Genomic DNA, 12,364 nt, shown 5'->3' with positions numbered 1-12,364 from the left:
TTTCGTGTAATTTTGTCCTGCAAATAAGGGTAACACTCATCACCCCATTCAAATTATTTGCTATGCTTGATTCCAGTAAATTTCTTTTCGAAGCTTTAACGTACGACGATGTGCTTTTGCTTCCTGCTTATTCCGAGGTTTTACCCCGTGAAGTAAGTACTTCTTCTCGCCTTACGCGCAACATTTCACTTAATATTCCAATTGTTTCTGCCGCCATGGATACGGTAACAGAAGCAGCTTTAGCGATTGCTTTAGCTCAGGAAGGTGGTATTGGAATTATCCACAAGAACATGACGATTGAGCAACAAGCAGCTCAAGTTCGCAAGGTAAAGCGCTCTGAATCAGGGATGATCATCGACCCGGTGACTTTGAAGGATAACTCCACACTAGGAGATGCCCAACGAATCATGAGGGAATTCAAAATCGGTGGTATTCCGGTCATTGATAATGCAGGACTTTTAGTGGGGATTTTGACGAACCGTGATTTACGTTTCCAAAAGCAAACCGCTCGTCCCGTGAAGGAAATCATGACGAAGGATAATTTGATTACGGCCAAAGAAGGAATCAGCATGGAACAGGCCGAAAGCATTTTGCAAGAACATAAAATCGAAAAATTACCCATTATCGACAAGAATGGAAAATTGATCGGTTTGATTACCTATAAAGATATTTTAAAGCGCAAGTCACACCCTTTGGCATCGAAAGATCTCCTAGGCCGTCTTCGCGTAGGTGCCGCAGTAGGCGTGACACCTGATTTATTAGACCGCGTTCAGGCTTTAGTTCAAGTAGGCGTAGACGTGATCAGCATCGATACCGCACACGGACACTCAAAAGGTGTAATCGATGCCTTGAAATCAGTGAAAAAAGCCTTCCCTACACTAGACGTAATTGTAGGTAACATCGCCACAGGCGAAGCAGCGGTCGCTTTAGCAGAAGCAGGAGCAGATGCCGTAAAAGTAGGTGTGGGTCCAGGAAGTATTTGCACCACGCGTATCATCGCAGGTGTGGGCATGCCACAATTGACTGCTGTCTATGAAGCTGCCAAAGCTTTACAAAAATACGATGTCCCAGTCATTGCTGACGGAGGTATTCGTTATTCAGGCGATGTAGCCAAAGCAATCGCAGGCGGCGCCAGCACCGTCATGATCGGTTCTCTTTTAGCAGGAACAGACGAAGCACCAGGTGAAATGATTATTTTGGAAGGACGTAAATTCAAATCATACCGCGGAATGGGCTCTCTAGAAGCCATGGAAGATGGATCGAAAGACCGCTACTTCCAAGATGCAGAAGATGATATCAAAAAACTAGTTCCAGAAGGAATCGTGGGTCGCGTACCGTTCAAAGGTTCCGTAACCGAGATTTTATACCAAATGGTAGGTGGCTTAAAAGCCGGAATGGGCTATTGCGGCGCCTCTTCTATCGAAGCCATGCAACAAGCCAAGTTCGTGAAAATCACCTCAGCAGGTGTGAAAGAAAGTCACCCACACGATGTGAGCATTTCGAAAGAAGCGCCTAACTATTCGGCAAAATAAGATTTTAGTTTATTCATAAAAAAGGCCTCGCAAATCGCAAGGCCTTTTTTTATTTGTAATTCTGAACCGTATCCACGAAACATTGTACCTTGTCCGGATCAATATCTGGATAAACTCCATGACCTAAGTTCGCAATGTAACGTTGCGTTCCAAACTGATCAATCATCTTTTTCGTTTCTGCTTCCACTGTCTTGAAATCGCCATAAAGCGCACAAGGATCTAAATTTCCTTGTAAGGTTTTATTAGGTCCTACTAACTTTCTAGATTCCGCGATATCCATATTCCAATCCAAACCAATCGTCGCACAATTCAACCCAGCCATCTCTTCGCGTGCGAAAAAAGCACCTTTGGCAAAAAGCGTCACCGGAACCTCCGTTATGGCATCACAAATTTGCTTTAAATAAGGCGTCGAAAACACCGAATATTGCGCTGGCGACAGAATGCCCGCCCAAGAATCAAAGATTTGGACTAAATTAGCTCCAGCCGCTACCTGTGCTTTCAAATACGAAATGGTGGAGTCCGTAATCTTTTGCAATAAAGCATGCGCTAACTCAGGCTCGGCATACAACATCTTTTTGGCCTGCGAAAAAGTCTTCGACCCTTTCCCCTCAACCATATAACAGAAAATCGTGAACGGAGCACCCGCAAATCCGATCAACGGAACCTTGCCAGCCAACTCTTTCTTCACGATCTTAATCGCATCCAACACATATTTCAAATCCTCTTCGGGATTCGCCTCTCTAATTTTCGCTAAATCAGCTTTCGACCGAATCACCTCGGGAAAAACCGGCCCCTTCTGCTCCTCCATCACATATGGCAAACCCATCGCCTCCGGCACGACTAAAATATCCGAAAAGATAATCGCCGCATCCACCCCAAAACGCGTCACCGGCTGAATCGTCACCTCCGCCGCCATCTCCGGATGCGTCGCCAGCCCAATAAAAGACCCCGCCTTAGCACGCACGGCCCTATATTCAGGTAAAATCCTCCCTGCTTGACGCATCACCCAAACCGGGATTCGCTCCACAGGCAGACCCTGCGCGGCACGAAGAAGTAGATCATTTTGTAGTTTTTCCATAAGCGTACAAAGGTAAGGGAAAATAGTCCGAAGGGAAAGAGTCCGGAGGGAAAAAGTCATTAGTCCGGAGGGAAAGAGTCCGGAGGGAGAGAGTCCGAAGGAGATTATCAGGTTACTGATACAATAGATAACCTAAAAATCGTTTTAAAAATAAACTTATGCGAGTTACTAAATTCGAAGACCTTCTTGTATGGCAAAAATCAATTCTACTTAGCATGGAAATCTATCGATTATATATTAATAATCATGATTGGGGATTTAAGAATCAAATACAGCGAGCATCTGTTTCTATAGCAAATAATATCGCAGAAGGTTTCGACAGAAGTTCCGACAAAGAGTTTAAACGATTCTTATTTATCGCTTTAGGTTCAGCAAGTGAAGTTCGATCTATGAATTATTTGGCTGCAAAGCTGATGTATATATCAACAGATGAATATAATGTTTGTAATGATCATTTAATTGAAATTTCAAAAATGCTGAATGGACTATCCAGATCACTAAACAGAAACGAAGTAAAATATCTTTAGACTCTGCAATCTTTCCCTCCAGACTTCGGACTACCCCCCCTTACGGACTACCTACCTCCGGATTTCGGACTACCCCACCCTACGGACTACCTCCCTTCGGACTTCGGACTTATTTCCTTACCTTTGTCCCTCATCATCACCCGCCCTATGGCTCAGATTAACGCTAAATTCGTAACCAGTAACACCGATTTTAAGAATTGCCCGCCGGCGAAGTACCCTGAATTTGCCTTTATTGGCCGTTCGAATGTGGGAAAATCGTCGCTGATTAATTCGTTGACCTTTCACAAGGGTTTGGCGAAAACATCACAGACTCCAGGAAAAACGCAATTGATTAACCACTTTATTATTGATGAGAAGTGGTTTTTGGTGGATTTGCCGGGTTATGGTTTTGCCAAAGTCAGTAAGGAAAAGCGGAAAGAATTTGAAAAGATGATCTTTGATTATCTGATACATCGAGAGAATTTGACTTGTTTGTTTGTGCTTTTGGACATTCGTTTGAAGCCCCAGGCCGTGGATATTGAGTTTATGAGTCGGATGGTCGAGGATGAAATACCCTTTTATATCGTATTTACAAAAGCCGATAAATTGTCCCAAAAGCAGGTAAATGAGAGTGTCGAGCTATACAAAAACTTTCTCTTAGAAATGTGGGATGAACTTCCTCCATTATTCATCACTTCAGCTGAGAAGCATGTGGGGAGGGAAGACATTTTAGCCTCTATCAACGAATTAATTCAAACATCCCCATACAGAATAGGGAAATAGTACTAATTTTGCCCCATAACAAGCGAAAAAACATGGATTTATTGAATGAAGTTGCCCATATCTCGGGAAAAAGTGGATTGTACAAAGTGTTAAAGCCTACGCGCACGGGAGTGATTGTGGAGACTTTGGACGCAGCGAAACAAAAATCAGTCGTAGGTGGTCAAACACGTATTTCGGTACTTAAAGACATCTCTTTGTATCTAAATGATCACCAGGATAGCACTTTACCTTTGGCAGATTTATTCTTACAGATCCATGCGAAGTTCAATGGTGTTTTACCTATCGAGGCGAAGAAAGCAAGTGATGCTGAATTGTTCAGCACATTGGCAACTGTTGTTCCTAACTACGATACGGATCGTGTATTCGCGTCAGACATCAAAAAAATCTTAAGCTGGTACTTAATTTTGGTAGCAAACGCGCCTGAGTTATTTCCTGTAGCAGCGAAAGCCGAGAAGGCTCCGAAAGCAGAGAAAGCTGCACCAGCTGAAAAGAAACCCGCTGCGAAAAAAGCAGCAAAATAATCACCATGCAAATTAGGCCCATTGAACCTGGAGATAACGTGGAATTGGCGAAAGTCATTCGTGGGGCGTTGACGGAATTTGGGGCTAATAAACCAGGCACCGTCTATTTTGATCCGACCACGGATGCTTTGTATGATCTTTTCAGAACTCCTGGGTCCTATTATTTTGTTGCAACTATTGACCTACAAGTGGTGGGCGGTTGTGGGATTTTCCCGACTGATAATTTACCGGAAGGGACTTGCGAACTCGTTAAATTATATTTGGCTAAAGAGGCCAGAGGCACAGGACTGGGCAAGCAACTGATGGAGGAATCAATGAGATGGGCAAAAGCAAACGGATATACTCAGGTGTATTTAGAATCCATGCCTGAACTTGCAAAAGCTGTTTCAATCTATGAAAAAGTAGGATTCAAGTCGCTGGATGGACCATTAGGGAATAGTGGCCATTGTGGTTGCGATATCTGGATGCTAAAAGCCCTATAAATAAAAAAGCCCTCGATAAATCGAGGGCTTTTTTTATGCTATTAGATCAATTATTTCAACGAGTTAATGTACTTCGCTAATTTAACTGCATCCTCTTTAGGCACGGTCATCGGCGCCATTGGAGGATAACCTGGCCAGTTCGAAGGCTGTGGCTTTGCTATTAAAGCAACAATCTTATCCACTGAATATTTTTTCTTAGCTACATCTTTATAAGCAGGACCCACTAAACGTGTGTCTACTTTGTGACAAGCGAAACAAGTATATTTAGTCATTAAAGGCTTGATGTCTGCTGGAAAATCTTCCGCTTTTGCTTGAGAACCGAAAGCCATTGTTCCGAGAACGAACGTTAAAATTAGTTTAGATATGTTTTTCATACGAGGTATTTGATTAATTATATCACAAATAAAGGGATTAAAGCGTTATTATCCCAATTTATTTTGCTTGAATTGCATCGACTGCATTTCGCACGCTTCCGTGTTTTTCTAAAAGTTCTGCCGCCACCTCATCACTCACACCCGTTGCTTCTCGCACCATGCGAATGGCACGCAACACTAATTTGTGATTACTTAACTGCATGTCCACCATTTTATTACCTCTCACGCGACCTAGCTGGATCATGACAGCGGTGGAAAGCATGTTTAAAACCAGTTTTTGGGCAGTTCCAGATTTCATTCGGGTACTTCCCGTCACATATTCTGGACCTACCACCACTTCGATAGGATATTTTGCTTCAGCTGCCACCGAACTACCTGCATTGCAAACGATGCAACCCGTTAGAATTCCTCGTGCATTAGCATCACGCAATCCTCCTACCACATAGGGTGTGCGACCTGATGCCGCAATCCCGATAACCGTATCTAAGGAATCGATACCATAAGCTTCCATATCTAACCAGGCCTGCTTTTCATCATCTTCCGCATTCTCCACTGCTTTCCGAATGGCTGAATCTCCTCCAGCGATTAAGCCAATCACCCAATCATGGGGCACACCGTAGGTAGGTGGACACTCGGAGGCATCGACAACGCCTAAACGTCCAGAAGTTCCCGCACCGATATAAAAAAGACGACCTCCTTGTTTCATGCGCTTCACAATTTCATGCACAAGAGGTTCGATGGCTGGAATGACTTTTTCTACCGCTAAAGGGACCGTTTTATCTTCCGCGTTGATTTGGCGTAAGATGGTGTCGACCGTCTGTTTTTCTAAATCTTGGTAGGTTGAGGATGATTCCGTCGCTAAAGCACTTAAGTTTTCTGCCATCTTATTTCGATAATTCTGCGAAGTTTTGGAAGAAATGAGGAATCGTTTCTATCCCTTTGTAAAAATTAAATAAGCCATAATGCTCGTTAGGCGAGTGAATGGCATCAGAATCTAGACCAAAACCCATCAAAATCGACTTAATCCCTAATTCCTTCTCGAACAAGGCCACAATTGGAATACTTCCACCTCCGCGTGTAGGAACAGGTTCCTTTCCAAATGTCGTGGTCATCGCATCCGATGCCGCTTGAAAAGCAATACTGTCTGTCGGCATTAAATACCCTTCACCACCATGGTGAGCAGTCACTTTGACCTTCACTCCTTTAGGGGCAATCGAAATAAAATGCTCTGTAAAAAGACGAGTGATTTCTGCCGAAGACTGATTAGGCACTAATCGCATGGAAATTTTCGCGAAAGCCTTAGAAGGTAAAACCGTCTTTGCTCCTTCACCTGTATAACCACCCCAAATTCCATTGACATCTAACGTAGGGCGAATAGAGGCACGTTCTAACGTCGTGAAGCCTTTCTCCCCGTAAACGGTGTCGATGCCTAAATCTTTTTGGTAAGCTTCTAAATCAAAAGGCGTCTGAGCCATCGCTGCCCGATCCGCTGCGCTCACTTCCATCACCCCGTCGTAAAATCCAGGAATCGTGATGTGATTGAACTCATCGTGCATGGAGGAGATCATTTGGCATAAAATATTAATCGGATTCGCCACCGCACCACCATATACACCTGAATGTAAATCGCGATTCGGTCCCTGCACTTCTACTTCCATGTAGCTCAAACCACGTAACCCGACATCAATCGATGGAATATCATTCGCAATAATCGCGGTATCAGAGATTAAAATCACATCCGCTTTTAACAATTCCTTATTCGCCGCGACAAAGTTCCCCAGATTATCCGAGCCCACTTCCTCTTCTCCCTCAATCATAAACTTCACATTGCAGGCTAAATTACCCGTAGCACACATAGCCTCAAATGCCTTTACATGCATAAAAACCTGGCCCTTATCATCACAAGCACCCCGTGCATAAATCACCTCGTTTTTAATTACCGGTTCGAAAGGAGGATTATCCCAAAGTTCCAAAGGATCCGCCGGTTGCACATCATAGTGTCCATATACCAGAACCGTAGGAGCAGCGGGATCCACCATTTTCTCTCCATACACAATCGGATAACCTGGCGTTTCTTCTAATCTCACGTGATCTGCACCTGCATTTCGAAGGTTCTCCGCTATCCACTCTGCTGCCTTTCTCACATCCCCCGCATAGGCTGGGTCTGCTGAAATAGAGGGAATACGTAATAGGTCTAATAGCTCCGCCAAAAACCGATCCTTTTGAGCGGCAATAAATTCGTGTGTTGATTGCATAATAAATGAAGATAGAAAGGCTATAAACGTCCTTTTCGAGGAATAAGATACATCCGATTTTCCGTTCCTGAAATGATTCGTCCAATATTTTTACGGTGCGTAAATATCACTAAAAAGGAAATGATGAATCCAAAATAAATCAAAATCGGCAATTCCTTCCCAAATACGCCAAATTGAAGTAATAAAGGAAAGACTAGCGAAGTTATCATCGAACCTAAAGAAACATAATGTGAAATCGCAAAGACCACCAAGAAAACAAGGCTGCTTGCAAATGCAGCTTGAGGGTGTAAAGCAATTACCATCCCTAAGGTTGTTGCCACACCTTTTCCTCCTTTAAAGTCACAAAAAACAGGTAACAAATGGCCGATGATTGCTAAAAAGCCAAATAGGATCTTCAAAGACACACACGACTCCCAATCAACTAATCCAAAAGAATATAAAACCGACGCTAAGCTAGCTGCCGTAAATCCTTTTAATGCGTCTACAAACAAAACGATTGAACCCGCTTTTTTTCCTAAAACACGAAACGTATTGGTTGCCCCTGCGTTACCACTTCCATGCTGACGAATATCAATGCCATGGTAGCGATCTCCATACCAAATCGCTGTAGGAATAGATCCCAACAGGTAGCTTAGTAAAGATAGGCCCACAAGTATAAATAGCATATTTGAATAGTTGTAACCGTGTAAATATAGGGCGACGAGTTTATGAAATCAAATACATCAAAAATATTCTTGAAATGTTTAAACTTTCTTCTTTGTAATGTTCTAAAAAGAAAAATTAACTGATGCCATTACTCTAAATCGTTGCGGTTTTCCATGATCCAAATAGGATAAGCGATGAAAAGCCTGAATACGTAAAATCTTGAAAATATTATCGATACCATAACCTACTTCAGCAAACGGCTTATTGGGATCTAATGAATCAAAAGTGTATTGATCTAAAAATTTAGAACGTAAAGGGTTATTTACGTCCTTCATTATTTCACGATTTTCAGTACGTTGACTACCCATCAAGATATTTCCTGAAGCAATCAAACGCCACTTTAATTTCTTAATTAAAGGAATACGGTTAAACAATAATCCTTCAAAATTATGATTATATTGAAAAGAGGCATAGCGATCACTTACAAACTCAAAATAGCTCATCGTGGAATAGGCCGAGCGAACGAAAAAGAAGGTTTCATTTCCTAAATGAGGAAATAATAAAGGAGCAGGTAAATTTGAAGGGGTATAACCAGCTGTAAAGGTATAATCTGAACGACCTATAGAACCTAAACGTAAGGTTTGAAATGCTTTTATGGTGAAGCGATCGTAGGTAAAGTCGCCTCCAAGGAAACCCTTGAATCCGCGTTGGTATTTTAAGGTAATCATAGGAAAGCGTTTCGTTGCTAACGCGATTCGCTCATTGCCATTCATCAGAAAGGTGACATTTTTAGCAATACGTAATTCCACGGTTGCGAACGCTTCTTGGTAGTGATCTTGCACTGCAGAGGCAGGTCCCAGCTCTGGATTTAGGCGAAACTGAAAACGAAACAAAGGGTCAAATGACCGGGTGTTTAAAGAAGTAGTTAGGGTAATTCCTTTAGCTAATTCCGAGGTGAAAAATGCTTCAGATTCCCGTCTAAAAAAAGCACCTGAAAAGGCACCCCAACGCGTAAATGCGTAGAATAATTTATTATCGCCAATTAAATCTGGGGTTAAACCTACTCGCTCTAAATCATAAGAATGTCGAATACCGGCCATCGTCCATTTTTTCTTTGAAAAAAGGTAATTGACTTCTGCTGAATATTTAGGCACCAGATCCTTTGTTCCAAAACCCACATTACCCCGTAAAATCCAATGCTTATCAAAATTAGCATTTGTTCTAAAACCTAATCGAAAACGTGCCCCCTCTACTTTATTAATAGCAAAACTTGAGATATAGGGTCCTACCTCTAGACCATTAAAACTCCTGTGGCCACTTAAAACAAGCTCAGCAATTTCAACATAGGTTCGTACGATAGGTAAGTTTTGGACAGAATCAATCAGCGCTGAGGCCAGAAGGTCTGGTGTAGTCAAGGGTTCATGCCGTGCATATTTCCAAAAAACTGAATCAGGCTTCATAGCATCCTCCGCCACTTCTGATGCTACATCATAGAAGCCTAATGGATGGGGTTGATTCACGACAAAATCTTTGTTGGAGATGTACATCTTCAATAACATCCCGGCGCTCCCTTTCGAAATTTCCTCTAAATCAATTAAAAAACGCGTTCGCGCAGGTAACCAGACTCCATTACTGGTTTGTTCTAATTCCTGCGAGATTTTAATCTTTTCAATAAAATTCAAATTAGCGGCTTTATCTACTACTGCGTCAATTTGAACTAGGGCAAAAGAGGTAGTGTCTATCCACATTTGGCCTCTAAAAACGAGGTCAATCGCATTCTTTGGATCAAAATCAAGCTTATAGCAAATGCGACCATCTACGTTTACTGTATCGCCTAAGAAGTAAGTATACTTACCTTTCCAATTATCACCAATGGGACTGGCAAAATCCTTCCCAAAAAAGCCGACAAAATTTTGATAGAAATTATAATTAGCCACTAAATTCCCCCCTACCAGCTGTGAAACAACAGAACCATCTTTTACTCCGACACCTTTAATATTAGTCTTGGTTATTGTCTCCTTTTTCCGTTGTGGATTTTCTAGATAATAGAACTTCCCTATCGACTCAGATATGTAGGTAGGGATAACTAACTTTCCATCCTCACCAGCTATTTTTTCAAATTTCTGAATAGATTGTGCGATGTCTTTCATCACTTTCTTTTCCTTGAATTTCTCTGATATATTATCTACATCGAGTTCCATCTTCGTATAAGAATCATATTCGTAGGCGGTCAACTTAGAGCGATCATTTTTTTCTCGATTGCGAACAACGCCACGCAGAACTTTAAAGGCCGGATTTTCTCCTGAATAGACCTTTACTTCAGCCATTACTTGATCTGTTGGCTCTAACTGAAAGTTAACTTCTTGTAGTTTAGATTCCCGCGTTATTTTCTTGAAGCGCTTTTTGTATCCTACAAATGAGGCAAAAAGACTATCTGCTGAATACTTTGAATTTAAAAAAAACTCACCTTGAAAATTAGTGGTAACACCTTGGTTTACACCCACCAAACCCACGGAAGCAAATGGAATAGGATCCCCATTCTTCGCATCTGAAACGCGCCCTTTAATCACAAATTGGCTAAAAGTTGGGAAAACCGCAAAGTAAAAGATACATGTCAGCAATAAGCTGATTTTCAATTTCATGATGGAATTTTAGAAAGCAAACACTACAAAAATAGCAAGCTAGGCCAGTATTTTGCTATTCGTCGGCACATTTCTGTGTTTCGTCTAAGTATTTTATGAATTTCTCCAAAGCACGAGCTCTGTGTGCAATAAGGTTTTTTTCGGCTAAGCTCATTTCGGCGAAAGTACGTGTCTCGTTCTCAGGCTGAAAAATAGGATCATAACCAAAACCCTGAGTTCCCCTGGGTACTTCTACGATACTGCCTTGAATCTCCCCTTCGAAAGAAGTGTAAGTGCCAGTAGAATAATAGGTTAATACAGTCACAAATCGTGCTCGCCGATTCGTTATTCCAGCAAGGTTACCTAGGAGTAAGTGAAGGTTTTTTTGATCGTTCTTCGGTTCTCCCGCATAGCGCGCAGAAAAGACCCCAGGTGCTCCTCCTAATGCTTCTACCTCTAATCCAGAGTCATCTGCAAGACAAGTAACTTGAAATTTTTCCGCAATATAGCGGGCTTTTTGAAGGGAGTTTTCAGCAAGCGTTTTCCCAGTTTCAGGAATCTCTTCCGAAAGCGATAGGGAGCTTACATCACGAATATCGAAATGATGTTTCAACAATGCGGTTAGTTCTTCTACCTTGTGCTTGTTTTGGGTAGCTAAATAAAGAACAGGGCGCATTATCTTACGAATACTACTTCAATTTCAAAGTACAATGGGGAATAGCCCGGTATGGTTGTATTACCATTCGCACCATAGGCTAGGCTACTTGGTAAAATAATTTTTGCCTTCTCATTTAATTTCAATTTCAATACAGCCTCTTCAAAACCTTTAATCACCTGACTTGTACCCGTGATAAAAGTAAATTCTCCCTCACCGAATTTAGAATCAAAAACTAGTCTATTCGTGCTAGCATCCAGTTTTACAGCTCCATAGCCTAGTCTACCCAGGTATCTTACAGTCACCGTTTTAGCTGTACCTATCGTCGTTTCAGTAGTAGATGTTGATTCAGTGAGTTTCTGAAAGACCATACCTGAGCTAGTTGTTTCTGGGTTTGTAAACCCATAAAGGGTTTTCATATCTGTAATCTGTTCTGTTTCCGTGCGAATAGAGATCACTTCAACTTCTGCTCTCAAAACTGAGTAGGCAGGAACATTTCCAAATGAACTAGCTCCATAAGCTAAACTAGATGGCAATAAAAAAGTCCCCTTATCTCCCTCCTTCATCAATTTAATGATGGGATTAAAAACGCTTGAGGAAACTTCATAAACAATGGATTTAAACTGTTTATTAACGGAATTAGTCGAATCAATTAAGGTACCATCAAGCAGATAAAGCTTGTAGTTTAACGTAACTAAATCACTAGTAACAGCTTTTTTAGTGACTCCAGATGGCTTAATGGAATAATACATCCCATCTGCCGTCTTCAACATGTTCACTAATTTATTTTGAGTGATATAATTTTGAATTTCTGCTTCGTCATTAGCTTGCTCATTTTCGGCAACATTTTCAACGGAGCAACTAGATAAAACCACGAAAAAAGAAAAAATGAAAAAGATATACTTAAACATA

13 protein-coding genes are annotated in these 12,364 nt (G+C 41.6%); 5 read left to right on the top strand and 8 right to left on the bottom strand.

Features of this window, described 5'->3' with window-relative positions; translation table 11 throughout:
- Nucleotides 1-62 precede the first annotated feature (62 nt).
- A complete protein-coding gene (gene guaB / locus ACILP5_RS02360; RefSeq protein WP_395617048.1) occupies nucleotides 63-1,532 on the top strand; it encodes an IMP dehydrogenase in 1,470 nt (489 codons plus the stop codon).
- Between the two features lie 49 nt (nucleotides 1,533-1,581).
- Here guaB and hemE read toward each other — a convergent pair whose 3' ends face one another.
- A complete protein-coding gene (gene hemE, locus ACILP5_RS02355; RefSeq protein WP_395617047.1) occupies nucleotides 1,582-2,610 on the bottom strand; it encodes a uroporphyrinogen decarboxylase in 1,029 nt (342 codons plus the stop codon).
- 158 nt (nucleotides 2,611-2,768) lie between these two features.
- Between hemE and ACILP5_RS02350 the strand changes: the two genes are divergently transcribed.
- From ACILP5_RS02350 to ACILP5_RS02335, 4 genes are all read left to right on the top strand, one after another.
- A complete protein-coding gene (locus ACILP5_RS02350) occupies nucleotides 2,769-3,137 on the top strand; it encodes a four helix bundle protein (RefSeq protein ID WP_395617046.1) in 369 nt (122 codons plus the stop codon).
- Between the two features lie 147 nt (nucleotides 3,138-3,284).
- Nucleotides 3,285-3,899: a ribosome biogenesis GTP-binding protein YihA/YsxC gene (gene yihA, locus ACILP5_RS02345; protein ID WP_395617045.1), complete on the top strand. Its 615-nt coding sequence runs from the start codon at nucleotides 3,285-3,287 to the stop codon at nucleotides 3,897-3,899.
- Nucleotides 3,900-3,931: 32 nt separating this feature from the next.
- Nucleotides 3,932-4,420, top strand: a complete 489-nt coding sequence (locus ACILP5_RS02340; protein WP_395617044.1) for a DUF5606 domain-containing protein — start codon at nucleotides 3,932-3,934, stop codon at nucleotides 4,418-4,420.
- Between the two features lie 5 nt (nucleotides 4,421-4,425).
- On the top strand, nucleotides 4,426-4,902 hold the full coding sequence (locus tag ACILP5_RS02335; protein ID WP_395617043.1) for a GNAT family N-acetyltransferase: 477 nt from the start codon (nucleotides 4,426-4,428) through the stop codon (nucleotides 4,900-4,902).
- A 50-nt stretch (nucleotides 4,903-4,952) separates the two neighbouring features.
- Here ACILP5_RS02335 and ACILP5_RS02330 read toward each other — a convergent pair whose 3' ends face one another.
- From ACILP5_RS02330 to ACILP5_RS02300, 7 genes are all read right to left on the bottom strand, one after another.
- A complete protein-coding gene (locus tag ACILP5_RS02330) occupies nucleotides 4,953-5,276 on the bottom strand; it encodes a c-type cytochrome (protein WP_395617042.1) in 324 nt (107 codons plus the stop codon).
- Between the two features lie 58 nt (nucleotides 5,277-5,334).
- Nucleotides 5,335-6,159: an N-acetylmuramic acid 6-phosphate etherase gene (murQ, locus tag ACILP5_RS02325; RefSeq protein ID WP_395617041.1), complete on the bottom strand. Its 825-nt coding sequence runs from the start codon at nucleotides 6,157-6,159 to the stop codon at nucleotides 5,335-5,337.
- A gap of 1 nt (nucleotide 6,160) precedes the next feature.
- Nucleotides 6,161-7,531, bottom strand: coding sequence for a dipeptidase (locus ACILP5_RS02320; RefSeq protein ID WP_395617040.1), 1,371 nt, complete (start codon nucleotides 7,529-7,531; stop codon nucleotides 6,161-6,163).
- Between the two features lie 20 nt (nucleotides 7,532-7,551).
- On the bottom strand, nucleotides 7,552-8,196 hold the full coding sequence (gene plsY, locus ACILP5_RS02315) for a glycerol-3-phosphate 1-O-acyltransferase PlsY (protein ID WP_395617039.1): 645 nt from the start codon (nucleotides 8,194-8,196) through the stop codon (nucleotides 7,552-7,554).
- A gap of 102 nt (nucleotides 8,197-8,298) precedes the next feature.
- A complete protein-coding gene (locus ACILP5_RS02310) occupies nucleotides 8,299-10,818 on the bottom strand; it encodes a DUF5686 family protein (RefSeq protein ID WP_395617038.1) in 2,520 nt (839 codons plus the stop codon).
- A gap of 55 nt (nucleotides 10,819-10,873) precedes the next feature.
- Nucleotides 10,874-11,473, bottom strand: coding sequence for an RdgB/HAM1 family non-canonical purine NTP pyrophosphatase (gene rdgB / locus ACILP5_RS02305; protein WP_395617037.1), 600 nt, complete (start codon nucleotides 11,471-11,473; stop codon nucleotides 10,874-10,876).
- A complete protein-coding gene (locus tag ACILP5_RS02300; RefSeq protein ID WP_395617036.1) occupies nucleotides 11,473-12,363 on the bottom strand; it encodes an FKBP-type peptidyl-prolyl cis-trans isomerase in 891 nt (296 codons plus the stop codon). The genes rdgB and ACILP5_RS02300 overlap by 1 nt, the downstream gene beginning before the upstream one ends.
- Nucleotide 12,364: the final 1 nt, after the last annotated feature.

Origin of the sequence: Aquirufa sp. (assembly GCF_044239315.1) — a bacterium.
Classification (GTDB): domain Bacteria; phylum Bacteroidota; class Bacteroidia; order Cytophagales; family Spirosomataceae; genus Aquirufa.
The sequence above is the reverse complement of the archived record's forward strand: the minus strand, read 5'-3'. Positions and strand labels throughout refer to the sequence as shown.